26 protein-coding genes are annotated in these 25,583 nt (G+C 67.8%); 12 read left to right on the top strand and 14 right to left on the bottom strand.

Features of this window, described 5'->3' with window-relative positions:
• Nucleotides 1–36 precede the first annotated feature (36 nt).
• Both NN4_RS06680 and NN4_RS06675 read left to right on the top strand, forming a co-directional pair.
• Complete coding sequence (locus NN4_RS06680) at nt 37–1,056, top strand: cation diffusion facilitator family transporter (RefSeq protein WP_147129084.1); 1,020 nt, start codon at nt 37–39, stop codon at nt 1,054–1,056.
• Between the two features lie 370 nt (nt 1,057–1,426).
• The gene (locus NN4_RS06675; protein ID WP_135235181.1) at nt 1,427–1,744 is read left to right on the top strand and encodes a hypothetical protein; all 318 of its coding nucleotides are present in this window, start codon (nt 1,427–1,429) and stop codon (nt 1,742–1,744) included.
• Between the two features lie 102 nt (nt 1,745–1,846).
• Here the strand turns inward: NN4_RS06675 and NN4_RS06670 are convergent, their stop codons facing one another.
• Entirely contained in the window at nt 1,847–3,256 is a 1,410-nt protein-coding gene (locus NN4_RS06670; protein ID WP_147129083.1) for an amidase, read from the bottom strand.
• Nucleotides 3,257–3,373: 117 nt separating this feature from the next.
• Here NN4_RS06670 and NN4_RS06665 point away from each other — a divergent pair, with 117 nt between their 5' ends.
• Nucleotides 3,374–5,026 (top strand): FUSC family protein, encoded by a 1,653-nt coding sequence (locus tag NN4_RS06665; protein ID WP_147129082.1) that lies wholly within the window; start codon nt 3,374–3,376, stop codon nt 5,024–5,026.
• Nucleotides 5,027–5,055: 29 nt separating this feature from the next.
• Complete coding sequence (locus NN4_RS06660; RefSeq protein WP_147129081.1) at nt 5,056–5,514, top strand: SRPBCC family protein; 459 nt, start codon at nt 5,056–5,058, stop codon at nt 5,512–5,514.
• A gap of 10 nt (nt 5,515–5,524) precedes the next feature.
• Here NN4_RS06660 and NN4_RS06655 read toward each other — a convergent pair whose 3' ends face one another.
• A complete protein-coding gene (locus NN4_RS06655; RefSeq protein WP_147129106.1) occupies nt 5,525–7,120 on the bottom strand; it encodes an LCP family protein in 1,596 nt (531 codons plus the stop codon).
• A gap of 201 nt (nt 7,121–7,321) precedes the next feature.
• Between NN4_RS06655 and NN4_RS06650 the strand changes: the two genes are divergently transcribed.
• Complete coding sequence (locus NN4_RS06650; protein ID WP_147129080.1) at nt 7,322–7,975, top strand: SDR family NAD(P)-dependent oxidoreductase; 654 nt, start codon at nt 7,322–7,324, stop codon at nt 7,973–7,975.
• Between the two features lie 92 nt (nt 7,976–8,067).
• On the opposite strand, the gene NN4_RS06645 is transcribed toward NN4_RS06650, so the two are convergent.
• Nucleotides 8,068–8,793: a TetR/AcrR family transcriptional regulator gene (locus NN4_RS06645; RefSeq protein WP_147129079.1), complete on the bottom strand. Its 726-nt coding sequence runs from the start codon at nt 8,791–8,793 to the stop codon at nt 8,068–8,070.
• Between the two features lie 220 nt (nt 8,794–9,013).
• Between NN4_RS06645 and NN4_RS06640 the strand changes: the two genes are divergently transcribed.
• Nucleotides 9,014–10,117: an FAD-dependent monooxygenase gene (locus tag NN4_RS06640; protein WP_147129078.1), complete on the top strand. Its 1,104-nt coding sequence runs from the start codon at nt 9,014–9,016 to the stop codon at nt 10,115–10,117.
• A 51-nt stretch (nt 10,118–10,168) separates the two neighbouring features.
• Nucleotides 10,169–10,606 (top strand): DUF6640 family protein, encoded by a 438-nt coding sequence (locus tag NN4_RS06635; protein WP_147129077.1) that lies wholly within the window; start codon nt 10,169–10,171, stop codon nt 10,604–10,606.
• Between the two features lie 34 nt (nt 10,607–10,640).
• Here NN4_RS06635 and NN4_RS06630 read toward each other — a convergent pair whose 3' ends face one another.
• From NN4_RS06630 to NN4_RS06620, 4 genes are all read right to left on the bottom strand, one after another.
• A complete protein-coding gene (locus NN4_RS06630) occupies nt 10,641–11,516 on the bottom strand; it encodes a cytochrome P450 (protein WP_186818303.1) in 876 nt (291 codons plus the stop codon).
• Between the two features lie 88 nt (nt 11,517–11,604).
• Entirely contained in the window at nt 11,605–11,730 is a 126-nt protein-coding gene (locus tag NN4_RS46555) for a hypothetical protein (protein ID WP_281289329.1), read from the bottom strand.
• Nucleotides 11,731–11,949: 219 nt separating this feature from the next.
• The gene (locus NN4_RS06625; protein ID WP_222595000.1) at nt 11,950–12,996 is read right to left on the bottom strand and encodes a pyridoxal phosphate-dependent decarboxylase family protein; all 1,047 of its coding nucleotides are present in this window, start codon (nt 12,994–12,996) and stop codon (nt 11,950–11,952) included.
• A 66-nt stretch (nt 12,997–13,062) separates the two neighbouring features.
• Nucleotides 13,063–14,277 (bottom strand): L,D-transpeptidase, encoded by a 1,215-nt coding sequence (locus tag NN4_RS06620; protein WP_147129075.1) that lies wholly within the window; start codon nt 14,275–14,277, stop codon nt 13,063–13,065.
• A 267-nt stretch (nt 14,278–14,544) separates the two neighbouring features.
• Between NN4_RS06620 and NN4_RS06615 the strand changes: the two genes are divergently transcribed.
• Nucleotides 14,545–15,084 carry a nuclear transport factor 2 family protein gene (locus tag NN4_RS06615; RefSeq protein WP_147129074.1) on the top strand — a complete coding sequence of 180 codons (540 nt, stop codon included), beginning with the start codon at nt 14,545–14,547 and terminating at the stop codon, nt 15,082–15,084.
• Here NN4_RS06615 and NN4_RS06610 read toward each other — a convergent pair.
• On the bottom strand, nt 15,039–15,791 hold the full coding sequence (locus NN4_RS06610) for a M24 family metallopeptidase (protein ID WP_147129073.1): 753 nt from the start codon (nt 15,789–15,791) through the stop codon (nt 15,039–15,041). The genes NN4_RS06615 and NN4_RS06610 overlap by 46 nt on opposite strands.
• Nucleotides 15,792–15,940: 149 nt before the next feature.
• On the opposite strand from NN4_RS06610, the gene NN4_RS06605 reads away from it, so the two are divergent.
• On the top strand, nt 15,941–16,168 hold the full coding sequence (locus NN4_RS06605) for a hypothetical protein (RefSeq protein WP_107654574.1): 228 nt from the start codon (nt 15,941–15,943) through the stop codon (nt 16,166–16,168).
• Nucleotides 16,169–16,378: 210 nt separating this feature from the next.
• On the top strand, nt 16,379–16,768 hold the full coding sequence (locus NN4_RS45665; RefSeq protein WP_222594999.1) for a GNAT family N-acetyltransferase: 390 nt from the start codon (nt 16,379–16,381) through the stop codon (nt 16,766–16,768).
• On the opposite strand, the gene NN4_RS06595 is transcribed toward NN4_RS45665, so the two are convergent.
• The 4 genes from NN4_RS06595 to NN4_RS06580 form a co-directional block, all read right to left on the bottom strand.
• On the bottom strand, nt 16,765–17,415 hold the full coding sequence (locus tag NN4_RS06595) for a class I SAM-dependent methyltransferase (protein ID WP_147129071.1): 651 nt from the start codon (nt 17,413–17,415) through the stop codon (nt 16,765–16,767). The two genes, NN4_RS45665 and NN4_RS06595, sit on opposite strands and share 4 nt — an antisense overlap.
• Nucleotides 17,416–17,551: 136 nt before the next feature.
• Nucleotides 17,552–19,231, bottom strand: a complete 1,680-nt coding sequence (gene glpD / locus NN4_RS06590; protein WP_147129068.1) for a glycerol-3-phosphate dehydrogenase — start codon at nt 19,229–19,231, stop codon at nt 17,552–17,554.
• A 38-nt stretch (nt 19,232–19,269) separates the two neighbouring features.
• Nucleotides 19,270–20,790 carry a glycerol kinase GlpK gene (gene glpK, locus NN4_RS06585; RefSeq protein ID WP_147129066.1) on the bottom strand — a complete coding sequence of 507 codons (1,521 nt, stop codon included), beginning with the start codon at nt 20,788–20,790 and terminating at the stop codon, nt 19,270–19,272.
• A gap of 42 nt (nt 20,791–20,832) precedes the next feature.
• Nucleotides 20,833–21,660 (bottom strand): MIP/aquaporin family protein, encoded by an 828-nt coding sequence (locus tag NN4_RS06580; RefSeq protein WP_147129064.1) that lies wholly within the window; start codon nt 21,658–21,660, stop codon nt 20,833–20,835.
• 253 nt (nt 21,661–21,913) lie between these two features.
• Here NN4_RS06580 and NN4_RS06575 point away from each other — a divergent pair, with 253 nt between their 5' ends.
• Together NN4_RS06575 and glpK (NN4_RS06570) are read left to right on the top strand one after the other, a co-directional pair.
• A complete protein-coding gene (locus NN4_RS06575) occupies nt 21,914–22,678 on the top strand; it encodes an IclR family transcriptional regulator (RefSeq protein WP_147129062.1) in 765 nt (254 codons plus the stop codon).
• Nucleotides 22,679–22,706: 28 nt separating this feature from the next.
• On the top strand, nt 22,707–24,230 hold the full coding sequence (gene glpK, locus NN4_RS06570) for a glycerol kinase GlpK (RefSeq protein ID WP_147129060.1): 1,524 nt from the start codon (nt 22,707–22,709) through the stop codon (nt 24,228–24,230).
• Nucleotides 24,231–24,257: 27 nt separating this feature from the next.
• Here the strand turns inward: glpK (NN4_RS06570) and NN4_RS06565 are convergent, their stop codons facing one another.
• Complete coding sequence (locus tag NN4_RS06565; RefSeq protein WP_147129058.1) at nt 24,258–24,638, bottom strand: hypothetical protein; 381 nt, start codon at nt 24,636–24,638, stop codon at nt 24,258–24,260.
• Between the two features lie 10 nt (nt 24,639–24,648).
• Entirely contained in the window at nt 24,649–25,557 is a 909-nt protein-coding gene (locus NN4_RS06560; RefSeq protein WP_186818301.1) for a cyanobactin maturation protease PatG family protein, read from the bottom strand.
• Nucleotides 25,558–25,583 lie beyond the last annotated feature (26 nt).

Raw genomic sequence — 25,583 nt, 5'->3', positions numbered from 1 at the left:
ATGCGCATACGTGGCGGTGATGAAAGCAGGCGGCTAATGGGACATGAACACGAGCACGGACACGGCCATGGCAACGGCCACGCACACTCGCACGGGGTGTCCGGTGACGCCGATCGCCGCTGGCTGACGGTCGCGCTGGCGCTGATCGCCGGGTTCATGTCGATCGAGGTCGTGGTGGGTCTGCTGGCGAATTCGCTGGCCTTGCTCTCGGATGCGGCGCACATGCTCACCGATGCGGCATCGATCGTGCTCGCGCTCACCGCGATTCGGATCGCCGCCCGGCCCGCGCGCGGCAAATATACCTATGGCTTCAAGCGGGCCGAGATCCTGTCCGCGCAGGCGAACGGCATCACGCTGCTCGTGCTCGCGGGCTGGCTCACCTACGAGGCCATCCGGCGTCTGCTCGATCCGCCGGAGGTGACCGGTGGGCTGGTGGTCGTCACCGCGCTGGTCGGCATCGTGGTGAATGTGGTTGCGGCCTGGGCGATCAGCAAGGCGAACCGCTCCAGTCTCAACGTGGAGGGCGCGTTCCAGCATGTGCTCAACGACCTGTACGGCTTCATCGCGACCGCCGTCGCCGGAGTCGTCGTGCTGCTCACCGGATTCGCCCGCGCGGACGCGATCGCCACACTCGTCGTGGTCGCGCTGATGGTGAAGGCGGGCCTCGGTCTGGTCCGCGAATCCGGCCGTATTTTCTTGGAAGCCGCACCCGCCGGCGTGGATCCGGATGCGCTGGGCCGCCGCCTCGTCGAGATTCCCGGCGTCGACGAGGTACACGACCTGCACGTCTGGCAGATCACCTCCGGCAACGTCGCCCTGTCCGCACACGTACTCGTCCAACCGGGCGCCGACTGCCACGGCCTGCGCCAGCAGATCGAACGCCTCCTCGACCACGACTACGAAATCACTCACACCACACTCCAGGTCGACCACTCCCAACTCGTCGCCGCTGCCGCAGGCCCCGCCGCCGACCGACTACTCCCGGTACTGGAGGAACACTGCGACGACTCTCACGGCCCCATCCACCGCGAACGCCCCGGTTCCGGCCACCCTTAGGCCCGCGCCTGTCGGCCGTGCATACCTCTCGCGGGACGTTCGACGCCGTGCGAGGAATGCATAGCCCACCGATCACGGTGCCCGAGTAGCCTTTCGGCCACGACGGCGACTGTGCCGAGGGCCTTGTTTGCGAGCAGGTGGTGCGTGGTCGCAACCCTCAACCGAGCCTGGAGTACGGCGGGGTCGGTCAGCGAGACCCAGCTCCCCGCGTAAGCGAAGTGTTAACAGCCTCGAGCAGCACGTTAAGGATCCTATAAGAAGGAAACAGGTTCAGGTCCCTAGCTTTTGTAGGTGCCAGCCTCCAAATATCAAGGGGCGAGCAACATTCGAATATTCAGGTTCGAATGATTCAAGTAGGGGAGGGATTACATTGCTTACTCAACGTGTTCGACTCATCACCGGACTTGCCGCAGGGGTACTCGGTGCGGCGTTCTTGACGGTGGGCGGTGCGGGATCGGCGTCGGCGGCCACGGCGCCTCAGACCTGTATCGACGCGTGGGACAGCGGCCGAGTCATCGCCTGTGTCTTCCGGAATGAGCAGGAATGCCGAGCCTGGGTGGCCGGATCCGTCGCCGCGGGTGAAGGTAGAGAATCGGCGGCAGGCTGCTTGTGGAACGACGCCGGGAGCCACCTGCCGCAGTGGAACAACAAAGCAGGCTACATCGGTGGTGTCCTCTACGTGTACTAGCCGATAGCGGCAGCTACCGCTGGGCAAGCCGGTCCACTTCAATTGAAGTCGGCCGGCTTGCTTCTTGTGGGATTGTGCTGCGGCGGCGGGCTTTCGGTCCGGCTAGCCGACCAGGCGGGGGAAGGGGTTTTCGGCTTCGAGGAGGTAGGCGAGTTCGAGGAGGGTGCGTTCGTTGCCGCGGGTGCCGGCGAACTGCACACCGATGGGCAGGCCGGACGGGCTGAGGCCGGCGGGGATGGTGATCGAGGGGGTGCCGGTGATGTTGTTGATCGGCGTGAACGAGACGTAGGTGCGCAGGCGGTCGAGCAGTTCGTCGAACGGCACTGTGGGACTGAGATAGCCGAGCTCGGGGGTTTCGTGGCCGAGGGTGGGCAGCAGGACCGCGTCGTACGGTCCGAGGGCGCGCTCGTAGGTCGCGGCCGCGGCGCGTAGTCGGTAGAGGGTCAGCGGGAGACGCCATGCGCTGCGCAGGAAGTGGCGGCGCAGGCCGAGGGTGAGATCATCGAGGCGGCCGGCGTCGAAGCTGCGGTCGGCGATCTTGCCGGTCGAGGCGACGAACGTGGCGAGCAGACCCCAATAGTGCAGAAACGCCGTCTCCAGCGCGGCATCGAACGGCAGCGGCACCGACTCGACCCGGTGGCCATGGGATTCCAGGGTGGCAGCGACCTTTTCGACCGCCGACCGAACCGGACCCGTCGGCACCGGGCCACCCACGTTCTCCAGCAGCAGCGCGATACGCAGCGGTTTGGACCCCGGGCCCTCGACACAACCGATCGGCGGCAACGCCGGGTTGCGCCAAAACTCTTCCACCGCAGCGGTATACGCCGCAGTGTCACGCACCGTTCTGGTCAGCACCCCTTCGCTCACGATATTGATCGGCAGCTTGCGCGCCATCGCCGAATCGATGTGCCGACCCCGGCTCGGCTTCAGCCCGACCAGCCCGGCGCAGGCCGCCGGAATACGAATAGACCCGCCGCCGTCGTTGCCGTGCGCGATCGGCACCACGCCCGCGGCGACCAGCGCGGCCGACCCGCCCGACGAACCGCCCACCGAATAACCGGTGTGCCAAGGGTTTCGGGTCGGCGGGGCGAACGGTGGCTCGGTGGTGGCGTTGAACCCGAACTCGGGCAGTGTGCTCTTGCCCAGCACCGTCATACCGGCACTGAGGAATTGGCGGGCATACCCGCCGTGCTCCCGCGCGGGCTTGCCCTGAAACGCCTGGGTGCCATGGTTGCTCGGCATCCCGACGATATCGGCATTGTCCTTCACGAACGTCGGGACGCCGTAGAGCCTGCCGGTCGGTTCGGCGGGCAGCAGCGGCTGCTCGTAACTCTCGTACGCGACGGCCGCCAACTCCTCGACCGCGCGCGCCCGGTCCGCCGCCGCGGCGGCCAGCTCGCGCGGGCTGCGTTCCCCGTTGCGCACCAGCTCGGCCAGCGCGACCGCGTCGTGCTCGCCGAGCGCGTCGTCGGCGAAGGAATGGATGCGGGTGGTCTGAGCGTCAGCGGTCACTCCACGAATCTAGCCACGCGCGGGCACCGGGTCGACTGTCCAAGTGGCGGCCGTCACCCGCAGGTCGGCGGTCTACGGTGGAGCGGCAACCCCGCTGGACGACCAGGAAGGAAGTTGATGGTTTCGTCGGTCTCCGACCCGGTGCCGCCGCAGGGGCGGATCGGCGCCCTGCTGTTCGCGCTGCCGCCCGCGGGCCGTCGGTGGAGTCCGGGCCTGCGGTCCGCGCTGGCCTTTGCGCTGCCCGCCGCGGTGGTCGTGGCGCTGGGGCAGCCGGAGCACGCGCTGTTCGTACTGTTCGGCGCTTTCGCGGTGATGTACGGGGAGCGCAGGGCGTACCGCATGCGGGCGGGTGTGGTGCTCACCGCGGGCCTCGCCCTGCTCGCGTGCTGCGGCGTCGGTGCCCTGCTCGGGCACGGGCTCGCCGGTGGACTCGGCGCCTCGCTGCTGACCGTGTCCTTGCTGACGATCGTCGCGGTGGTCGCCGTCTACGTGATCGACGCGTTGCGGCTCGGTCCGCCCGGCGCACTGCTGTTCGTGATCGCCTGCGGCGGCGCGATGATGGCCGCCGAGGCGGGCATCTCGACGGGAGTGCTGTTGTCCTGCACCGCATTCGGCGTCGGCGCGTCGGTGCTGGCGTCGATGGCGGGCGTGCTACGCGACCGGCGCAAGCCCGAACGGGTCGCCGTCGAAGCGGCGATCAACGCCGTCGATGCCTATCTGTCGGCCCGGTCAGCGGGCCGGCCCGCCATCGACCTGCGTCATCAGGCGGGCGGCGCGGTCGCGGAGGCTTGGGCCGCGGTCTACGACGCAGGCCTGCCGAGCCGCACACCGGATTCGGAGCTGCTGGCCGAACTGGTTACGGCCCGCCGCCGGCTCGCGGGTCCGGCCTATGACGACACCAACGAGCTGGTGGTCGACCCGTTGATCTCGTTCGTGCGCCCGGGCGTCTGGTTCCGGCTGCGGCGCGCGCTGTCGTTCGACTCGCACCCGACCATCAGCGCCTTCCGGGTCGGCGTTGCCTGCCTGACCGCCGGCGGACTCAGCGCGCTGCTCGGTCAGCCGCGCCCGCACTGGGCGGTGTTCACCGCGCTGATGGTGTTGCAGATCGGCCCGGACCGGGTGCGCGGCAAGGTGCGCGGCATCCACCGGTTCGTCGGCACGATCGTCGGCCTGGCGCTGTTCGGGGTGGTGCATCAGCTCGCGTTCACCGGTTACGCCCTCGTCGCGTTGGTGGCCGCGCTGCTGTTCTGCATGGAGCTGTTCGTGCCGCGCAACTACGCGCTGGCCGCGATCTTCATCACGCCCATCGCGCTGCTCGCGGTGGGCAGCACCCCCGACGGCGCCGTCGCGCCGTTGATCCGCGACCGCTTCATCGAGACCGTGCTGGGTGTGGGTATCGCGGTGCTCGTCCCGCACGTCGTCGTCCCGCGCGCACACCGGCGCACCTTCCGCTGGATCGAGCGGCGGGTGGGTGCCGTCGCCCGCGACCTGCTGGAACTGTCGCGCACCGAGCCTGCCGGTGCCCCCGCAGTCGCGCTGACCCAGCAGTTGCAGTTCGAACTGGTCGGCGTCGCACGCAGCGGAATCGACTCGGCGACCGAGGAACCCGCGTGGACCGCCGAGCACTGGCCCGCGCACGCCGCCACCGCCCACCTCGGCTACGACCTGCTCGCCGCCTACTGGGAGCTGCCACCCGGCGCGCTGCTGGCCGATCCGGACCGCTGGGTTGCCGAATTCGACGCACTGACGCCGGTTTCCACACACCCCTAACGAGTGCTTACTCCTGCTAGCGTTCGAGCATGCAGGACAGTGTGACAGTGCGAATGGCCGCGCCCGCCGACACGATCTGGGAGCTGGTCAGCGATATCACCAATACCGGGCGCTTCAGTCCGGAGACCTTCGCCGCCGAATGGCTCGGTGGCGCTACCGGCCCCGCCGTCGGGGTGAAGTTCCGCGGACACGTGAACCGCAACGGCTGGGGTCTGAAGTATTGGACGGTGTGCCGGATCGACGCCGCCGAGCCGGGGCGTGAATTCGCCTTCACGGTGCTCGGCCCCGGCAATATGCCGATCAATACTTGGCGCTATCGGTTCGAGCCGGTCGAGGGCGGCACCGACGTCACCGAATCGTTTCAGCTGCACAGCAACCCGGTTTTGCGGGTGTATTGGCTGCTGGCCGGTCGGGCGCGGCGCAAGACGAACGTCAACGGGATGCGGGAAACGTTGAACCGCATCAAAGCCGTAGTCGAACAGGCGTAACCCCGCGCCGTCAGTTCACGCAGGGGACGGTGCTGCCGATCGTCGTCGTGATCGGCTTGCCCGTGTCGGGGGCAGGTTCGGTCGGGGTGGTTGGTGTGACCGTTGTCGGCGCGGTCGACGTGGCCGAGCTCGCGGCCAGTTCGTCGGGCATGGTGAAGTCGCTGCCGAGGACGACCTGGACGTGTCCCGGCGCGACGCTCGATCCGGCGGTGGCCGTGAGTCCGCCGAGGGTTTCGGCCAATTGGGTGGCGTCCGCCTCGGCGCCGGTGCCATAGGTCACCGTGGTCGTGGTGGTGGCACTGCCGCGGTTGCCGACCGTGCCCTCGCGGTAGCCGCGGGCGGTCAGCGCGGTGGACAGCTGGCCCGCCATCCCGGCCACGCTGCCGGCGTTCAGCACGTCGACCGTGCTTGTCGGCGGGCGCGCCGGGGTGGTGCTCGGCGTCTCGACCCCGAACGCGGACCGCACCTCCTTCTTGATCGCGGCCGGGTCGATGATGTTGACGTCCTGGCCGTTGATCGTGTCGTAGCGCAGCACCGGCAGCGTCCGGAACTCGACTCCTATCGAGCCCGCGGCACCGAGGCTGCTGGCGAAGTCGAGCAGGTCCCAGCCGTCAGAGAGCACCACGTCCTGGTGCGCCACCTTCATCAGCTCGTTGAGCTTGCCGAGATTGGTCAGCGTTCCGGAGTCCTTGAGCGACTTGGCGACCGAGGTGAGGTAGGCCTGCTGTCTGCGCGTCCGGTCGAGGTCGCCGTTCTCCAGGTTGTGGCGCTGGCGGACGAAGGCGAGCGCTTCGGAACCGTTGAGGTGTTGCGGCCCGGCGGGGAACACGGCACCGGAGTAGTAGCTGTCGTCGACCGCCTTGTTCAGGCACACGTCGACACCGCCGAGCGCCTCGGCCAGGTGATAGAAGCCGGCGAGGGCTACCTCGGCGAACCGGTCGATCGGCACTCCGGTCAGGTTGCGAACGGTGGACACGATGGACGCCCGGCCCGCTTCCCGCCCCGCGCGTTCCAGGGTGAGCTGGTCCTTTTCGCCGTTCGCGATCAGTTTGGCTTCCGTGGCCGCCTTCTTGAGCCCGTACGCCTCCTTGATCTTGATTTTGTCGTAGCCCGGGATGCCGGACACCGAGACGTAGCTGTCGCGCGGGATGGAGAACGCGACGATCTTGCGCATATCCGCCGGAATGTGCAGCAGGATCAGCGTATTCGCGTTGTAGCCGCCGTCGTCGCTGTCGCCCGCGTGCAGCTTGTCGAGGATCTCTTTCGGCAGGTCGTTGCCGTTCTGGTCCTTTCGGGTGTCCAGGCCGATCAGCAGAATGTTGAGGTCACCGCCCAGCGAATGCGGTGCGTCGGCGCCGATCGCGTCGGAGCGGTTGAACCCGTTGTTGAAGTCGACCTTGGCCGACCAGGCGAACCCGGTACCGGAGAGCACCGCGAAGGCGGTGACCGAGACGAGCACCCGCACCGCGTTCTTCGCCACGCTCCGGGACCGGCGCGGGGGTGCGGCTACGCGGCGGGCTTTCGGGGCGGCGCGGCGGTGCCGTGCGCGGCGTGCGGGCGGGTCGGTGACCTTGGCGAACTCGACGGTGTCGTCGTCATCGCTCATCGCTGCGGACGCTCGGTCCATCGCCGCGGACGCTGGGTCCATCGCCGTGGACTCAGTGCCTTCCGCCTTCTTCGGCACTCGTGCCACGGATTGTTCCTCGCCGTCTCGATCGCTGTCCGACTCCGTCGAGAGTACGCACGCGCGCGTAATACCCAGATCATCGCCGGTTATGTAGCGGTGACGCGGTCTAGGCTCGAGCCCATGTCTGCTCCCGTGCTTCTCGTGCTCGGCGCCGGTCCCGGTGTCGGATTGGCCGTTGCCCGACTCTTCGCCCGTGACGATCACGCGGTGTTCCTGGCCTGCCGGCTGCCGGAGGAGGCCGAGCCGCTCGCCGCCCAGTTACGCGGCGAGGGTTTCGACGCGGAGGGAGTCGGTGTCGACCTGTCCGATCCGGCCGACGTGACCCGCGTGGTGACCGAGGTGGGGCAGCAGCACGGCCGGATCGACGTGCTGCATTTCAACCCGAGCATGTTCCGGCAGGCGGACCCGTTGCAGCTGTCGGTGCCGGAGCTGATCGAGGACTTCACCATCGGTGCCGCCGCACTGCTGCCCGCCGTCCAGGCGGCGCTGCCGTTCTTCGCCGAGGGCGCGCGGGTGCTGGTCACCGGGAGCGCGGCGGCGGACAAGCCGTGGAATCAGGCCGCGTCGCTCGGCGTGCAGAAGGCGGCGGTCCGCAATCTGGTCACCAGCTTGGATACCACGTTGGCGCCCAAAAGTATTCGGGCCGTCGCGGTGCAGATCAACGGTGTGCTCGGCGAGGGCGCGTTCACCAGGGACCGGGTCGCCGAGGCACTGCACGCTGCCGCGCTCCGGCCCCTCGACGCATGGACACCGCACACGTCCTACGACGGCTGACCAGGGCGCTGGGTCGGCACGAGAGTGCGTTCGGTCTGTCTCCGATCGTCAACCGGGGTCATTCCCGGAGTCGAGCACCGGACTGAGCGTTCTCACCTGGTCGGTTGGTCGGCGGGTGCCAGACCGAGGATGCTGGTGAGGTCGCGTAGGCATTCTTCGAAAACCGGTTCGAGGTCGGAGTAGGCGAAGTCGAGCTGGTGCAGGACTTCCATGCACAGCAGGCCATACAGCCTGATCCAGCAGGACAGGAAGACGTGCGCGGCCTCGGGCGGCAACTGGTTGTCGAGCGCGGCCGAGTAGGTGATCAGCTGCTCGCGCAGGGATGGGGGCAGCTCGGATGGATCGGGCACCGGGAACGGGCGCGTCTGCCAGAGCTCGATCGTCAGATCCAGCAGCACCCGTTCGAAACGCTGCCCGGCCCGGTGGCGTTCGGATTCCGGTCGCATGTTCGGTGGAGTGATCGGGGCGGCGAAGATCCAGCCGAACTCGGCCGGGTGGGTAATCGCCCACGTGCGCATGGCGCGGCAGACCGCCAGTATGCGCTCGCCGACCGGCGCGTGGGCACGAGCGTCGCGGACCTGTTCCATCGCTGCGGCCAGCTCGTCGAAGAAGTCTGCGGTCACCGCGCCGACCAGCGCGTCGTGACCGGCGTAGTAGTGATAGAGCGACGGACCGCTCATCCCGACCTGCCGGGCAACCGCGTTGATGGTTACCGCCGCCGACCCCTGCTCGACGAGAAGCAGGCGTGCTGCCTCGTGGATTTCCTTCAAGGTGGCCTCGCGTAGCCGCTCGCGCCTTCCCCCGGTCTGTGTCGACATCGGCACCCTTCTACTGGCTCGTAGCACTCGTTGACACCCTAGAGCATCTATGGTCATCTAGAGCCTCTAAATAATCTAGATCCTCTAGGGGTGACGTGAAGCGTTGGTGGTGGGCACTTCCGGCGGTTGTGCTGCTCGTGACGGCGGTGTGGTGGCGGCAGTCCAGATCGGCTCGGATGCGCGACGGTATCGGGTCGGCCTGCGATCGCAGGGGTAGGCGATGAAGGCGCTTGTCTTGGGCGGCGGTATCGGCGGGCTTGCCGCCGCGGTGGCGTTCCACCAGCGTGGCTGGCGGGTAGAGGTGCTCGAACGCGCGCCGGAGATCACCGAGATCGGTGCGGGGCTGTCGATCCAACCCAACGGGCTGCGCGCCCTGGACACGCTCGGCCTGGGTGACCTCCTGCGCACCAGCGGACAGGCCGGTCCGCCGCAAGGCATCCGAAGCGCCAACGGTGCCTGGTTGATTCGCAACGACACTCGGGAACTCGAACGGCGCTTCGGCCCGTGGGCAATCATTCACCGGGCGACCCTGGTGGACATCCTGCGCGCGGCCCTCCCCGCGCATGCCCTGCGACCGGGAACCACCGTGCGGCGAGTGCTGCCGGACGGCACAGTGCACTACGAGGGCGGCACCGCCACAGCGGATCTTGTGATCGGCGCCGACGGGGTGCACAGCGTGACCCGACACTCGATCTGGCCGCTGGCCGCCGGCCCACGCTATGTGGGATACACCACCTGGCGCCTGCTCACCGCGCCGCACGCCGTTGCGGGAAGCGTCGAAACCTGGGGTAGGGGCGAACGATTCGGCTACATTCCGATGCCCGACGGCCGCGTCTACTGCTATCTGATGGGTAACGCTCCAGCAGGATCCCGCACCGGCCTGGCTGGGCTTCGCGAGCGGTTCGCGCGCTGGCACGACCCCGTCCCGGCCCTACTCGATGCCGCACCCGCGGACGCAGTCCTCCAGCACGACACCTTCGAGCTACCGAATCTGCCCACCTACGTCTCAGGAAAAGTCGCAGTACTAGGGGACGCCGCGCACGCCATGGCCCCCAACCTCGGGCAGGGCGCCTGCCAGGCCATTGAGGACGCTGTCACACTCGCTGCGGCTGTGGACACCCTCGGCGCCGAGGCGGGATTGCAAGAATACGACCGCCTGCGCAGGCCCCGCACCCAGATGATCGCCCAGCTCTCGCGCCGGGTCGGTGCACCTGCGCACTGGACCTCACCATTGGCAACCGCGCTACGCGACACCGCGCTGCCGCTCCTGCCCGGCGCACTATTCGGTCGTTCGATCACACCGGCCTATACCTGGACGCTCTGACCCTGCCCGAAAACACCCAACCCACCCCCGAACGACGAAAGGTCCGGCCCTATGCCCATACCCCGATTCGTGATCGCCGCTGTCGCGGTGATCACGATGGTCAGTGCCGTACTCGCCGACCTGGTCATCCCAGACCTGGCCGCACAGCACGCCTTCAACCCGAACTGGCCGCCGCACGCGAAGTTCCACGACGCTCAATACATGGTGATGACGGTGCTCCTCGGCATCATCGGTCTGACGCTCGCCCTGCGGCCCGGCCGGGACGCACGCGGCCGGACGCTGTGCGCCGCAGCAGTTGTGGCCATCCCCTGGCTCGGAATGGCCGGTGCGCTGCTGTTCCCCGATACCGCCACCTACGATCCCGAGTTCGCCGATCAGACCCTTTTCATTCTCGGCCTGCACGGACAAATATTCCTGGCGCTGATCCTGCTCGCAGCCCTGCTCGGCGCGAGCGCGGCGTCATGGCAGCGTGCGGATTCGGCCCAGTAGTGGCGGGACGCTGTTTCATTGAGGTCAGGGCCGACTAGCGCGGCAGGATCGCTGCGAACTCGACCGGCATGTGCGCCGGGCCGCGCAGGTTCACGTGCTCGCGGTAGATCGGCGGATCCGTGGTGAGACGGGGCGTTTCGACACGTTGTGCGAAACGGGTGAGGGCTATTCGCGCCTCCAGCCGGGCCAGCGGAGCGCCGAGGCAGGAGTGGGCGCCGAGTCCGAAGGCGAGATTGCGGTTGTCGCGGGCCGGGTCGAAGCGGTCGGGGTCGGGGAATGCGGTGGGGTCGCGGTGGGCGGCGGCGATGAGCATGACCACCAGATCGCCGCGGTCGACGGCCAGGTCGCCCACGGTCAGATCGGCGGCGGCGATGCGGGGAATCAGCTGCACCGGCGGGTCGAAGCGCAGCGTCTCCTCGACAACGGCCTGTGCCCGTTCGGGATTGGCGCGCAGTGCGGCGAGTTCGTCGGGGCGGCGCAGCAGGGCGAGGGTGGCGTTGGCGATGAGGTTGACCGTGGTCTCGTGCCCCGCGACGAGCAGCAGCGCGCAGGTGGAGATCAGCTCGTCGTGGCTGAGCATGTCCCCGGCGTCCTCGGCGGCGAGCAGCTCCGAGAGCAGGTCCGGTCCGGGGGTGGCGCGGCGGCGCTCGGTCAGCTGCTCGAAGTAGTTGCTGAGTTCTGTTCCGGCGCGCTGTATCTCGGCCGGGTCGACGCGGCACTCGGTGGCCTGCTTCGAGGTCGGGTCCAACGTGCGGGCCAGCAGGGCCGACCAATGGCACAGCCGCGCTTCGTCTTCCAGCGGCACGCCGAGCAGTTCACAGATGACGGTCACCGGCAGCGGATAGGCGAATGCGCTGACGGCGTCTAGTAGACGGACGTAGTCGGCAATCGACTGATCTGCTGACGTCATGGGACTCCCACCTGCTGGATCCGGCGATACCGGCTGGGTCCAGCATGCGCCCAGGCGACCGGCTCGCGCCATGGCAGTGGTCGGCTGATCAGGACAAGGCCAGGGCTGCTGCGGTAATGGCCTTGGCCGCCCGGTCCACGTCGGCGTCGGTCGTGCGCCAGTTGCTGAACGCGGCACGCAGCGCCGGTTGGCCCTCGTAAACGGTTGGCGTCACAAAGGTTTCGCCGGTCTCGGCAATGGCATCGGCCAGCGCGTCGATCCGCTCGGCGGTGGCCCGGTCGGCCAGCGTGAAGCAGACGACATTGAGGCGGACCGGCGCAACGAGCCGGAGCAGTCCGGTCGCCGCGAGCTGCTCGGCGAGGTTGTTCGCACAGGAGATATTGCGCCGGACGATGTCCTGGTGACCATCGCGGCCGTACGCGGTCAGCGAGAACTAGGCGGCGAGCGCGCGCAGCCGCCGCGAGTTCTCCGGGACCAGGTGCCCGAAATCCGGGGTGTCGGTGGGCGCGGTCAGATACGCGGCGGAATTCAGGAAGACGCGCAGTTGCAGATCCCGGTGCCGGGTGAACTGGACCGCCGCGTCATACGGCACGTTGAGCCACTTGTGCAGGTCGACGCAGACCGAATCCGCCGCACCGAGACCGTCGACCAGCGCCGCGTGCTCCGGCGAGAGCGCCGCGAACGCACCGAACGCACCGTCCACGTGCAGCCAGAACGGATAACGCTGGCGTAGTGCGGCAATCGCGCGCAGGTCGTCGAAGTCGACGGTGTTCACCGTACCCGCATTGGCCACCACGATCGCCGGCTGACCGTCCAGCGCCGCGAGTGCCTCGCCGAGCTCGGCCACGTCGACAGCTTCCCGGCCCGGCAGGGTCGGTACGAGTTGCACACTGTCACGGCCGATTCCGAGCATGGACAACGATTTGACGATGCTGGCGTGCGGCGTCCCCGACAGCACGTGCACCGGCCCGAGCGCGCCGACTCCGGCCTGCGCCACCGAGATTCCGCGCTGCTCGCCGAGCCACTCCCGCGCGATCGCCAGCCCGACGAAGTTCGACATGGTTGCCCCGCTGACGAACGCCCCGGTGTGCTGGTCCAGCCCGAACAGCTGCCCGATCCAGTCGACGGTCTGCTGTTCGAGCTCGACGGCCGTGGAGTCCTCGCCCGACATCGCGTTCTGATCGAGCACCCCGGTGAGCCAGTCGCCGGCGACCGAGGCCGGGGTGGCGCCGCCGGTGACGAAGCCGAGGTAGCGCGGTCCCGCGCTGCCGGAGAACCCGGGCTCCCAGCGCTCACGGAACAGCGCGAGCGCCCGGCGCAGGCCGACACCGTGCTCCGGAAGTTCTTCGAGCCCTACCTCTTTCGGTGCCCGCGCGACCGGTCGCGTGTCGATGCCGGTCAACAGGTCCGTCGCCGACGCGCGCACCGCGTCCAGCAGTGCGGGTAGCTCGGCCAGGTCGTTGGCAAGGTTCTCGTCCACCCTGCCGACGCTACGAGCCGGGCACCCGTCTTGTCCGGAGCCAGTCCGAAGGTGCTGGCCTTGCCGCTACTTCAGCGCGCTGCCCTGCAGCCACTGATCCCAGGGCACGCCCCAGTCACCGTTCTGCCAGACCTCGAGCGGCGCGCCGCCGGTATTGCGCACCTCGACCACATCGCCGGGGAGCGAGAAGTCGTAGAACCAGCGCGCGTTCTCCGGGCTGAGGTTCAGGCAGCCGTGCGAGGTGTTGGTGTTGCCCTGCGCCCACATCGTCGAGGCGAGTTCGTGCAGGTAGATGCCGTCGGTGCTGATCCTGGTCGCCCAGTTGATGGTCTCCTTGTAGCCGAGCCGCGAGTTGACCGGCAGCCCGAAGGTGGAGGAGTCCATGATCACCGGGTTGGCCTTGCTCATCACCGTGTAGACGCCGGGCTGGGTCCAGAAGGTGATCGTCTTGCCGCCCACGGTCTCGCTGCCGCCCATGCCCATCGAGGTCGGCATGGAGCGGACGAGTTTGCCGTTCTCGTAGACCTGGACCTGCTTGGTGTTGTCGTCGGCGATGGACACGTGCGCGGCGCCGATGGTGAACGACGCCTTGCTGTCCTCCTGGCCGTACAGGCCGTTGCCGAGGTCCACCGCGTAGATGTTCGCCGCGACATTCACCTTCGTGCCCGGCGGGTAGTACTCGCGCGGCCGCCAGTGCGCGCGGCGATTGTCGAGCCAGTACCACGAGCCCTCCAGCTGCGGGGTCGTGGTCACCGACAGCCGTTTCTCGGCCAGCGCCCGGTCCGGGACGTCCTCGTCGAAGTGGGCGACGATGACGGCGCCGACGCCGTAGGTGCCGCCGTCGAGCAGCCCGCCGCCGGTGTTCTCGAAGTAGACCTTGGTCTGGTTGTTCGGCGTCAGCGTGGCGAACGTCGAGGTCTGCGGGCCGCTGCGGCCGGTGATCGTGAGACTCTCGGCGGTGATGGTGTAGGTGTGGCCGTAGCCGAGCGGTTCGGTGGGTTTCCACGCCGTCTTGTCCGGCGTCAGGATGCCCTCGATCTGCTTGCCCTGCTCGTTGGTCATGCTGACCGAGGTCAACATGCCGTCACCCGCGCTGACCTGGACCGGTGTGGTCGGGTCGATATCCTTCGCGCCCGCTGCCGGGGTGAAGGAGATCGCGGGCGGCGCGGGGTCGGCCGCTCCCGGCTGCTTCGACTCCGACCCTGAACAACCGGCAACCACCAGTGCGATGACCAGGATGACAATCCCGGCCACGCTGGATCGGAAGCGGCGACTCGACATGATTTCTCCTGTGTTCGCCGTGCGCTTCCCGCTGCGCACCTCTCTCGACTTTTGTCCCGTTCAGAAGTTTACCGGCCCGCGGGCGGCACACTTCTGGCCGCATCCGAGTCGGGCGAGGGTGCCGAGGTCGTCCGATATGCGCTTATCGGCTGGTCAGTTGGCGCGATATTAACGGTAACCGTCATTGACGACACTTGTTTGCTCATGATTTGCTGGCACATCATTGAGCGATCAACCGGCACGATAGGAAGGCTTGTGATGATCAGCATGACAACCGCTCCGCTGGACCGGAGACGTGTCGGCAACCGGAGCAGCGGCTCCGCCGGACTCCCCGACGCGGCTGTCGAACGCGCCGCGCTCGAACGCTTCTACGAACTGCTTTTCCTGCAGGACCACGAACAGGTGCTGGACCTGGTCACCGACGATGTGTTGTTCCACGCACCGTGGCAGCCACCGGGCCTGCCCACCATCATCGAGGGGCGCGCCGAGCTGCACGAGAGCATGCTCTGGTGGAGCACCGAACTGTGGAGCCCGGGCAGCCTGTCCCGCATCACCGTCCGCCCGTTCGCCACCGCGCACGCCTGGCTCGCCAAGGTCGAGGGTGAATTCACCGCGCTGGAAAGCGAACGGCTCTACCACGCGATGGTGCTCAGCGAGGTCCGCTTCGACGGCGGCGCGATCGCCGAGGTGCGCCAGTACCACAACACGCTCAACCAGATCATCGCGTTGGGCGCCGACGTGCCGGGGATCAATGTGCCCGGCTACGGCGTCGGCTCGAACCGCGGCCAGGACGAGGCCGTCGCCTGATCCACCGCGGGCCGCAGATCCAGCAGTTGTTCGAAGAAGCCGCCGATACTGTGCGCGCGATCCACCAGGTGGATCTCCAGAATCCAGTGGCAGATCCGGCCTTTCGGATCGAGGCGGCGCATCGGCACCGTCGAGCCCGCCGCGACATAGGAGGTGAGCTCGGTGCCGGAGATCTGCTTGTGCGGGAACTCACCCACCAGATGGCCTGCGATTTCCGCGGTCAGTTCCCACCCTTGCTCGGCGGCCTGGTGGGAAACATAGGTGTAGAGCTGGTCGCCGGTGATATCGGGATGGGCCTCGAAGTAGGCGCGGCCCTGCTCCCAGAGCGGTTCCAGCGCGTCCCGCAAGGCCAGCTTGGCCGGATCGTCGCCCAGTACGAAGGTGCGCCCGAAGTCGGCTTCCCATTCGGCGAAGATCGGCCCGAAGTCCAGGAAACAGATGTCGTCCGCGCCGATTTCGCGGTCCGACGGGTTCGCGCTGTACGGCTCGAGGGTATTGCTCCCGGATCGCACGATCCGCTTGTGCCAGTACCGCCGCGTGCCGAACATCTCATCGGCGAGATCGCGCACCGCGTCGCTCACCGCTGATTCGCGCATCCCCGGTGCGATGATGCCCCGGCGGACCACCTCGTCGAACAGCGCGACAGCCTTGGCCTCCGCCGCCAGCAGCGCGGAAACCCGCTCGGCCTCCGCCACATCCGTCTCCATAACTCGACCTTAAGGGCCTGTCGCAAAGTCCCATCCGGCGCCTCCGGTGGCTGGACTTTGCGACAGGCCCTAGATCATCTGGTCACGACCGGTTTCCGTGCGGATTGGCCGGGTACGGCGATAGCGGGACGACAAAGGAGGTATGGCACATGGCCATCGATCAGGAGACCGGTGCGATCACCGGCACCAAAGACAAGAACTACAACCTCATCTGGTTCACCGAACAGTGCCTGAGCAACGCCCTGCGCATGGAGCTCTACGCGCAGGACGCCGAACGCGACGGCGACACCGAGCTCGGCGAATTCTTCCGCCGCGCCCAGCACGAAAGCGTGAAGGGCGGCGAACAGGGCAAGGCCCTGCTGGCCAAGCGGCTCTGACCCTGAAATAAGACGTGCCGCGAATGCCGCCGAGGCGGACAATTCGCGGCATGCCTCTGCTGACGGAATATTTGGTCGACGCCGAAAGATTCACCCGCGCAACCCAGCCCGTGCTCACCACGGGCGACGGTCTGGTCCTGCGGCCGTGGACGGCCGATGACGCGCAGGAAGTCCTGGAGGCTTTCACCGATCCGCTGATCCAACGCTGGCATGTCCGTCACGCCGCGCGCGGTATCCGCACTCACCACATGGGCTTTCGAGACCGGCTTTCATCGCTTGGAGCTGACCCACTCGATGGCGAACCAACGGTCGTGTCGCGTGGCGGCCAAGCTCGGTTACGCCCTGGAGGGCACGAAACGGAGCGCGGGGTTGCACGCGGATGGCTGGCACGACATGCACCTGCATGCTCGGATCAACGGCGGGTATCCGGCCGGCATGAGTGGAGCAGAGAAGGATCGGACGACGGCCGAGGTGCAGCAGGAAGAGGCGGACTTCGCCGGGGAGCATTCGAAGCCGACGCATGCGGAGGAGCATCCGAAGGGAGCCGAGTTGGAGACCGATGAGTCGACCCCGGACGGGCACGCCGGAATGGATGGTTAGACGCGGCGGATTCGGGCCTGCCACGCCACCAGGTCGATGATGCTGCCTTCCTGCAAGCCGAGGTCGGGCCGCTGTTCCAGTGCGGGTTGGGTGACGCGGCCGCGGTATTGCGACGGCTGGATGTCTTCCAGTTCCCAACCCTCGGTGAATGATTCGCGAATAATCGAGTCGCTGATCTGCGGCCCGAAGCCGGGGCCCGCATCGGACAGCGCGAGAATATTGACCAGCCCGCCCGGCTTGCACAGGGCGTGCAGGCTGCGTACGTAGGCTGCGCGGGCTTCGGGTTCGGTACCGAAGACGTGGAACAGGGCGCTGTCCACGATCGTGTCGAAAAGCGGTACAGCCTCGGCAGTGCCCAGCGCGATGGCGTCGGCCACCTCGAACTCGGCTGCCGGAACCTCTTGCGCGGCAGCGTTCGCGCGGGCGAACGCGATCGCGCTGGGGGACAGGTCGATACCGAGCACGTCGTAGCCCAGCTTCGTCAGCAGGATCGTGTGTTCGCCTGCCCCGCAACCGGGGTCGAGCACCCGCCCCCAGATACATCCGTCGCGCTCCAGAGCGATGATCGCAGGCTGCGGTTCACCGATGACCCAGGGGGCGATGTCGTTGTCGTAGGCGGCATTCCAGAAATCGGCAGGACGAGTCATATTCTCGATGATCCACCCTGAACAGGGGTTGAGGTCAACGGTTCGGTACCCAGAACCCGGAGGGCGCCCGGCGAACTCGATCCGCGGCCGAAACAGCGGGCCTGAAACAGGATCGAGCTCACCGGGTGTCGCGTTGTCAGGCGACGGCGACCAAACGCGCGGCGTTCGCGGCCTCGTCGTCGGCAGCCTGGTTGGCGGCCAGCTCGGCTTCGACCCGGTCCCGGTAGCGGCTGAGCTCACGCTCGGCGTCGGCGGCATCCCAGCCGAGCCGGGCGCCGATCAGGAAGGCCACCTCCGGCGCGGCGAGCAGACCGCGGTCCGACGCCTCGATGGAGATCCGGGTACGCCGGGTGAGCACATCGTCGAGATGCAGTGCGCCCTCGTGGGTTACCGCATAGACGACCTCGGCGGCGAGATACTCCTCGGCACCGGCCAGCGGCTCGCCCAGCGTGGGATCCTCGGCGATCAACTCGAACAGGTCGTGCACAGCGGAGCCGTAGCGCCCGAGCAGATGCTCGACGGTGGCCTTCGACAGCCCGGTGCGCTGCGCGAGGCTGTCGAGGTCGGCGGCCATCTCCTGGTAGCCGACCGCGCCGAGCAGCGGGAGCTTCTCGGTCACCGACGGGGCGACCGCGCGACCGAGGCCCTGCACGGCGGCGTCCACCACGTCGGCCGCCATCACCCGGTAGGTGGTGTACTTGCCGCCCGCGATCACGAACAGGCCCGGAACCGGTTCCGCCACAGCGTGTTCGCGCGACAGCTTCGCGGTGTCGCTGGACGCGCCGGAGACCAGCGGGCGCAGTCCGGCATAGGTGCCGACGATGTCGTCGCGGGTCAGCGGATCCCGCAGTACCGCGTTGACGTGATCGAGGATGTACTGCACGTCGGCGTTGCTCGCGGCCGGATGATCCTTGTTCAGCGACCAATCCGTGTCGGTGGTACCGATGATCCAGTGCTGGTGCCACGGGATCACGAACAGCACGCTCTTCTCAGTGCGCATGATCAGCCCGGTGTCCAGGTCGAGGCGCTCGCGCGGCACCAGGATGTGCACGCCCTTGGAAGTGCGCACGTGGAACGGGAATTCGACGCCGGTCATCCGGTTCATCTCGTCGGTCCAGACGCCGGTCGCGCTGATCACCCGGCGGGCCCGCACGGTGTGCTCGCGCCCGGTCTCCAGATCGGTGACCTGCGCGCCGATCACCCGCTCACCGTCGCGCAGCAGCCCGGTGACCTTGGTGCGGGTGAGCACGGTCGCGCCGTGCTGGGCCGCGGTGCGGGCGATCGTCATGGTGTGGCGCGCGTCGTCGACCTGTGCGTCGAAATAGCGGATGGCGCCGGTCATCGAGTCCTCGCGCAGCGCGGGCGCCAATTCCAGTGCGCGCGTGCGGGTCAGGTGCCGGTGCATCGGCAGCGCCCGGGCGCCACCGATGGTGTCGTACAGGGCGACGCCCGCACCGATGTACGCGCGCTCCCAGACCCGGTGTTGCAGCGGCAGCAGGAACGACACCGGGCGCACCAGGTGCGGCGCCAGCTTGTTCAGCAGCAGGCCGCGTTCCTTCAAAGCCTCACGCACCAGCCAGAAGTCGAGCTGTTCGAGATACCGCAGCCCGCCGTGGATGAGCTTGCTGGAGCGGCTCGACGTGCCCGCCGCGAAGTCCCTGGCTTCCACCAGGGTGACGCTCAGGCCGCGCGAGGCCGCATCCAGTGCCGCGCCCGCGCCGACCACGCCACCGCCGATCACCAGCACATCGATCTCGTCGTCGCCTAGTGCCTCGACCGCGGTGGCGCGGTAGGTGGGGTCTAATCGTGCTGACATGAATCTCTCCTTGTTCCAGTGATATTCGCGTCGGCGACTCAGTCGTCTACGTCAATCCAGTCGAGGGTGCGCGACACGGCCTTCTGCCAGCGGGCGTAGCCGCGTGCGCGCTGCTCCTCGGTTCCGGTGGGGTTCCAGCGCTTGTCTTCGTGCCAGTTCTGCACGAGTTCGTCGGTGTTGCTCCAGAATCCGACGGCCAGCCCGGCCGCGTAGGCGGCGCCGAGCGCGGTGGTCTCCGCGACCACCGGTCGCGACACCGGCACGCCGAGGAAGTCGGCCTGCAGCTGCATGCACAGCTCGTTGGCGGTGACGCCGCCGTCCACTCGCAGCACGTCGAGCTGCACGCCGGAGTCGGCCTGCATGGCCTCGACGACGTCGCGGGTCTGGTAGCAAATGGATTCCAGCGTCGCCCGCGCCAGATGGGCGTTGGTGCTGTAGCGGGACAGCCCGACGATGGCGCCGCGCGCGTCGGAGCGCCAGTAGGGCGCGAACAGTCCGGAGAACGCGGGCACGAAGTACACGCCGCCGTTGTCATCGACCTGCCTGGCCAGCGATTCGCTTTGCGACGCACCGGAAATGATGCCGAGCTGATCGCGCAGCCACTGCACCGCCGAACCGGTGACCGCGATCGAACCTTCGAGCGCGTACACCGGCTTGTCGTCGCCGAACTGGTAAGCGACCGTGGTGAGCAGCCCGTGCTGCGAGCGCACGATCTCGGTACCGGTGTTGAGCAGCAAGAAGTTTCCGGTGCCGTAGGTGTTCTTCGCCTCGCCGGGCCGGAAACACACCTGGCCGACCGTGGCCGCCTGCTGGTCGCCGAGCACACCGGCCAGCGGCACCTCACCGCCGAAAGGCCCGTCGGCCCTGGTCTTTCCGAACAGCTCGGGGTTCGACGACGGCGCGATGGTCGGCAGCATGGACCGCGGAATGCCGAAGATGGACAACAGTTCGTCGTCCCAGTCGGAGGTCTCCAGGTCCATCAGCATGGTGCGGCTGGCATTGGTCGGGTCGGTGACGTGCACGCCGCCGTCGACCCCGCCGGTCAGGTTCCACAGCAGCCAGCTGTCGGTGGTCCCGAAGATCGCCTCGCCGCGCTCGGCCGCCTCGGCGACACCGGGCACGTTGTCCAGGATCCAGCGCAGCTTGCCGCCGGAAAAGTAAGTGGCAGGGGGCAATCCGGCCTTGTGTCGAATGGTGTCGCCGTGGCCGGCCCGCTCGAGTTCGGCCGCGATGCGGTCGGTGCGGGTGTCCTGCCAGACGATGGCGTTGCAGTAGGGACGCCCGGTGCGGCGGCTCCACACCACGGTGGTTTCGCGCTGGTTGGTGACGCCGACCGCGGCCAGGTCGCTGGCGTCGAGATCGGCCTTGGTGAGGGTGCTCTGGATGACCGCCCTGGTGCGTTCCCAGATCTCGGTCGGATCGTGCTCCACCCAGCCCGCGCGCGGCAGGATCTGCTGGTGTTCGAGCTGGTGGCGAGCGATCTCGTTGCCGTTGTGATCGAACACCATGAAGCGCGTGCTAGTGGTGCCTTGATCGATGGCGCCGACGTACTGGCTCATCGTGGTCCTTTCGAAAGAAAAACTGCTGAGCGAGAAAGAGATTCAGAAAAGGACCTGAGAGGCCAGCCCGGCGAGCACGCCGCCCGCCAGCGGACCGAGGATCGGGACCCAGGCGTAGCTCCAGTCGGAACTCTTGCGATTGGGACCGGGCGAACCGGTGTGTTCGGGCAGTCGTTCGGCGGAAGACCCGCCAACACCCGCACCCGCGGGCTCACGAACCGGCGCGGCGGCCACACCCTTGCTGACCGGCAGCAGCGCATGCGCGAGTCGCGGCCCGAGATCACGAGCCGGGTTGATGGCATACCCCGTCGGCCCGCCGAGCGAGGCACCGATGCCGACCACCAGCAACGCCGCCGCGAGCGGGCCGAGACCGGTCGCGGTGTGGCCGATGGACAGCAGCACCAGGACGAGCGCGAAGGTGGCGATCACCTCGGTGGCGAAGTTCCAGCGCAGCCCGCGGATCGCGGGACCGGTGGCGAACACACCCAGCTTCTTCGCCTCGTCGGTCTCCTCGTCGAAGTGCCGCTTGTACGCCACATAGGCCAGATTCGCGCCGATGAACGCGCCCACCAGCTGGCCGGTGATGTAGGCGATGGTGGTGGCGACAGTGATGTCGATGTCGGGGCCGTATTGATCGGCGCCGCTGAACAGGACGCCGATGGTGTAGGCGGGATTGAGGTGGCCGCCGGTTTTATAGGCCACGTACACCCCGGCCAGCACGCCGAAGCCCCAGCCGAAGTTGATCAGTAACCAGCCACCGTCGAATCCCTTGGATTTGGTCAGCAACACATTCGCGACCACGCCGACGCCGAGTAGCACCAGCATTCCCGTGCCGAGTGCTTCACTCAGGAAGATCGAGCCGAAGTTCACCGTTGAGTCTCCGTTCGCCCTGCGGCCGCCGATGCGACCCTGCGGACCTCGACGTTACGACCGGATCGAGGAACCGGACATAGGGCACGTTCGACAATGCTGAACGGTCGGGGTGGTTGTGGGGGGCCGCTGCCGCTACTGTCGGGCGCCCGAGGGGGTCGACATGACGCACGTCACACCGGCGCGCCGGATGTGTTGCTCGCCGTTCACCATATGTTCGACATTGTCGAATCGAGAGGTTAGGTTTCGGTTCATGCCCGGTCCGATCCAATCGATCGAACGAGCGGCGGCCATTCTGCGGCTGCTCGCCCGCGGCGCGGGCCGCTTGGGCGTCGGCGAGATCGCTGGTGCGCTCGACCTCGCCAAACCCACCGCGCACGGCATCCTGCGCACCCTGCAGGGCGTCGGGTTCGTCGAACAGGACGCGGCGACCGGCAAGTATCAGCTGGGCGCGGCACTGCTGCACCTCGGTACCAGTTATCTCGATGCCAACGAGCTGCGCTCGCGTGCGATCAACTGGGCCGATGCGCTGGCGGCACGCACCGGCGAGGCGGTCCGCATCGGTGCGCCGGTGGACGGCAGTGTCGTGGTCGTGCACCACGTCTTCCGTCCGGACAACACCGAACAGGCCCTCGAACTCGGTGAACTGCTGCCGCCGCACGCGACCGCGCTCGGCAAGGTGCTGCTGGCCTTCGACGCGGAACTCGCGGCCACGGTGCGCGGGGGCGAGCTGGCCTCGCTCACCCGCCGCACCATCGTCGATCGTCCCGCCCTCAATCGAGCGCTCGCCGCGGTGCGGCAGGCAGGCTGGGCCGGGGACACCGAAGAATTCCGGCCCGGCGAAGCGGGCATCGCGGCACCCATCCGTTCGCACGGCGGACTCGTGGTGGGCGCCATCGGCATCAGTGGACCGGTCGACCGGCTCTGCGACCCGCAATTACGGCATCGCCCCGCGCTGATCGGCTTGGTGCGCGACGCTGCGCACGCGGTCTCGCGGGACCTCGGCGCCGGACATTGACACCTATATATGGCACGAGAGGACACGGATGACGCAGCGGTTTGTGCTCGCGATCGACCAGGGCACCACCTCCACCAGGTGCATCCTGTTCGATCAGCGCGCACGCCTGGTCGGTGTGGCACAGCGCGAGCACCAGCAGCACTATCCGCGGCCGGGCTGGGTCGAGCAGGACGCGATGGAGATCTGGCGCAACGTCGACCGGATCGTGCCGCAGGCGCTGCGCGACTCCGGTATCACCGCAGATCAGGTCGCCGCCCTCGGCATCGCGAACCAGCGGGAGACCACGGTGGTGTGGGATCGCCGCACCGGCACGCCGATCCGGCGGGCCATCGTCTGGCAGGACACGCGCACCGAGGAATTGGTCCGTGACTTCGAGGAAAAGCCTGGCGCGCAACGCATTCGAGAGATCTGCGGGCTGCCGCTGGCCACCTACTTCGCCGCGCCCCGGCTCCGCTGGCTGCTGGATACCATTCCGGGCCTGCGGGATCGGGCCGAACGCGGCGAGGTGCTGTTCGGCACCATGGAAACCTGGTTGATCTGGAATCTGACCGGCGGCGTCGACGGCGGCCTGCATCTGACCGATGTCACCAACGCCAGCCGCACCCTGCTGATGAATCTCACCACGCTGACCTGGGACGCGGAGCTGCTGAGCTTCTTCGAGATCCCCGCGGCCATGCTGCCGCGCATCCAGCCTTCGACGGCGTCGTACGGCACGACCCGCCGGGTGGTGCCCGGCATCCCGATCGCCGCCGCGCTGGGCGACCAGCACGCCGCGCTGTTCGGCCAAACCTGTTTCGCGCGTGGGGAAACCAAGTGCACGTACGGCACCGGCGGGTTCCTCATGATGAACACCGGCCGCGAACTGGTGCAGTCCTCGCACGGCCTGCTCACCACCATCGGCTATCAGATCGGCGACGAGCAGCCGGTGTACGCGCTGGAGGGACCGATCGCGGTGACCGGCTCGCTGGTGCAGTGGGTGCGCGACAACATCGGCCTGGTCACTAGCGCGCCCGAGATCGAAACCCTCGCTCGCACAGTACAAGACAACGGCGGCTGCTATATCGTGCCCGCGTTCTCCGGTCTCTACGCGCCGCACTGGCGCAGTGACGCGCGCGGCCTGATCGCCGGCCTGACGTCCTATATCACCAAGGGCCACATCGCCCGTGCCGTCCTGGAGGCGACCGCATGGCAGACCCGTGAGGTGGTCGACGCGATGAACGCCGACTCCGGTTTACAGGCCCGCGCACTGCGCGTCGACGGCGGCATGACGTCGGACAACCTGCTCATGCAGATCGTCGCCGACGTCCTCGACGTGCCCGTCATGCGCCCGTTCAACGCCGAAACCGTCTCGCTCGGAGCGGCTTACGCCGCCGGGCTCGCCGTCGGCTACTGGCCGGATCTAGAGGGGCTACGCAACAACTGGCGGCTCGCCGCGCAATGGATGCCGCAGATGGATCCGGTCCACCGCGCGGACGAGTACGAGAACTGGCAGCGCGCAGTGCAATTGACCTTCGGCTGGTTGCGCTCGAAACGACATCGGCAAGGAGCCTGACGCGCTTCTTGTCCAGCGCGTGATGGGCTACAGGTAGATCGGCTCCGGCAGCTCCGGGCACTCACCGCACCCTGCGTCGTGCGCGTCTGCCCAGCAACCGCACGAGCAGTACGCATGCGACCTTCCGTCGGTCGATACGCACTTGTCGATGGGTCCGGCCATCAGGAACTCGGCCGGCGCCTCCTCGACCACGGAGTCACAGTGCCCCTGGTGTCCACTGCAATGACACGCTCCGGGACATTTCTTGCGGCAACAGGTGGCCTCGGTCCCGCCGCCACCTCCTTCGGCGTCCCAATCCTGCTGGGGCAACAGGTTCGTTCCCCCGAAACCGCCGTTCCGGTCGACGGTCCGGTAGACGCGTCCGGTGCGGCCGAGCGACTGTTCCGCGGTGAATCCTGGTGTTCTCATGGTGCTCTCCTCAGTAGGTGCTGGTGCGGTCGTAGTAGGGGCCGAGGCTGCCGATCAGGAACGGGAACCGCTCGGTGACGTCGACGGCGACGAAGTACTTCTCGGTGAACGAGGTGCGCCGGTCGGTATAGGAGAAGATGCAGTCCACGATGGACCGGCCGCCGCCCAGCGAAGACGGTCGGACATCGACGCCGGTCAGCGAGAAGTTGGCTTCGAATTGCGTTGCGGTGCGCCGGTATATCTCCGAGTAGCGCATCGCGAGGTAGTTCAGGGCGCGATGCTCGTCGGTGGCGCCCGCGTTGTCGGCGATGTGCAGGATGCGGTCGAGCACCAGCTCGGCGGCGGCCGTGAATTGGTCGTCGCCGACCCCTTCGGAGCGCGGGAGCGCACCCATCAGCTCGGCCCGGTCGAAGGAGTAGAGCTGGTCGAAATGCACCACGGGGACCACCAAGCCGTTGCACATCGCTGGTGCGGCCAAGGGACCACGGGTGCCGATGACCACGTCGAGGTCGCCGGGACTGGGACGGGGGCGCAGCGCCTCGATCAAGCGGTCCAGGTCGCTGGGATCGCGCGGGAGCACGATGTAGGTCTCCAGCTCGCGAATGGTCAGCACCCAGCACAGTGCCCGTGCGAGATAGCGGTTGTCCGGATCCGACAGCACGGTGGCGAAGGTTTCCCGGTCGGTCTGGCCGTCGGTGACGGCGCGGCCGATCGACTGGGCGAACTCCTTTTCCACAGCGAGCGAGGGGAATCGGGCTTCGATCCGGCCGATCGCGTACACGTCGGACAGCCGCAGTGCGGCTGTCTGGCCCGAGCAGGTCGGGCACGGGACCTCATGGGGCGTGTGCGCGGGTTCGATGCGATCGAGGTGGGTGTCGGCGGGGCTGTCCAGCTCCGCCGTAGCGGGGGCGGTATCCATGATCTCTCCGGAGCGTGGGGGAATTC

This window comes from Nocardia ninae NBRC 108245 (assembly GCF_007990755.1).
GTDB classification, from domain to species: Bacteria; Actinomycetota; Actinomycetes; order Mycobacteriales; family Mycobacteriaceae; genus Nocardia; species Nocardia ninae.
Note: the sequence above shows the minus strand (reverse complement) of the source record. Positions and strands in the feature narration are given on the sequence as shown.

Excerpts from the sequence above, each read along its gene's own strand:
- glpK (WP_147129060.1), top strand. The coding sequence starts at position 22,707 with ATGACGCAGCGGTTTGTGCTCGCGATCGACCAGGGCACCACCTCCACC.
- NN4_RS06575 (WP_147129062.1), top strand. The coding sequence starts at position 21,914 with ATGCCCGGTCCGATCCAATCGATCGAACGAGCGGCGGCCATTCTGCGG.
- NN4_RS06665 (WP_147129082.1), top strand. The coding sequence starts at position 3,374 with ATGGTTTCGTCGGTCTCCGACCCGGTGCCGCCGCAGGGGCGGATCGGC.
- NN4_RS06660 (WP_147129081.1), top strand. The coding sequence starts at position 5,056 with ATGCAGGACAGTGTGACAGTGCGAATGGCCGCGCCCGCCGACACGATC.
- NN4_RS06615 (WP_147129074.1), top strand. The coding sequence starts at position 14,545 with ATGACAACCGCTCCGCTGGACCGGAGACGTGTCGGCAACCGGAGCAGC.
- NN4_RS06680 (WP_147129084.1), top strand. The coding sequence starts at position 37 with ATGGGACATGAACACGAGCACGGACACGGCCATGGCAACGGCCACGCA.
- NN4_RS06645 (WP_147129079.1), bottom strand. The coding sequence starts at position 8,793 with ATGTCGACACAGACCGGGGGAAGGCGCGAGCGGCTACGCGAGGCCACC.
- glpD (WP_147129068.1), bottom strand. The coding sequence starts at position 19,231 with ATGTCAGCACGATTAGACCCCACCTACCGCGCCACCGCGGTCGAGGCA.
- NN4_RS06650 (WP_147129080.1), top strand. The coding sequence starts at position 7,322 with ATGTCTGCTCCCGTGCTTCTCGTGCTCGGCGCCGGTCCCGGTGTCGGA.
- NN4_RS06560 (WP_186818301.1), bottom strand. The coding sequence starts at position 25,557 with ATGGATACCGCCCCCGCTACGGCGGAGCTGGACAGCCCCGCCGACACC.
- NN4_RS06640 (WP_147129078.1), top strand. The coding sequence starts at position 9,014 with ATGAAGGCGCTTGTCTTGGGCGGCGGTATCGGCGGGCTTGCCGCCGCG.
- NN4_RS06635 (WP_147129077.1), top strand. The coding sequence starts at position 10,169 with ATGCCCATACCCCGATTCGTGATCGCCGCTGTCGCGGTGATCACGATG.
- NN4_RS06620 (WP_147129075.1), bottom strand. The coding sequence starts at position 14,277 with ATGTCGAGTCGCCGCTTCCGATCCAGCGTGGCCGGGATTGTCATCCTG.
- NN4_RS06565 (WP_147129058.1), bottom strand. The coding sequence starts at position 24,638 with ATGAGAACACCAGGATTCACCGCGGAACAGTCGCTCGGCCGCACCGGA.
- glpK (WP_147129066.1), bottom strand. The coding sequence starts at position 20,790 with ATGAGCCAGTACGTCGGCGCCATCGATCAAGGCACCACTAGCACGCGC.
- NN4_RS06610 (WP_147129073.1), bottom strand. The coding sequence starts at position 15,791 with ATGGAGACGGATGTGGCGGAGGCCGAGCGGGTTTCCGCGCTGCTGGCG.
- NN4_RS06605 (WP_107654574.1), top strand. The coding sequence starts at position 15,941 with ATGGCCATCGATCAGGAGACCGGTGCGATCACCGGCACCAAAGACAAG.
- NN4_RS06630 (WP_186818303.1), bottom strand. The coding sequence starts at position 11,516 with ATGACGTCAGCAGATCAGTCGATTGCCGACTACGTCCGTCTACTAGAC.
- NN4_RS06655 (WP_147129106.1), bottom strand. The coding sequence starts at position 7,120 with ATGAGCGATGACGACGACACCGTCGAGTTCGCCAAGGTCACCGACCCG.
- NN4_RS45665 (WP_222594999.1), top strand. The coding sequence starts at position 16,379 with ATGTCCGTCACGCCGCGCGCGGTATCCGCACTCACCACATGGGCTTTC.
- NN4_RS06595 (WP_147129071.1), bottom strand. The coding sequence starts at position 17,415 with ATGACTCGTCCTGCCGATTTCTGGAATGCCGCCTACGACAACGACATC.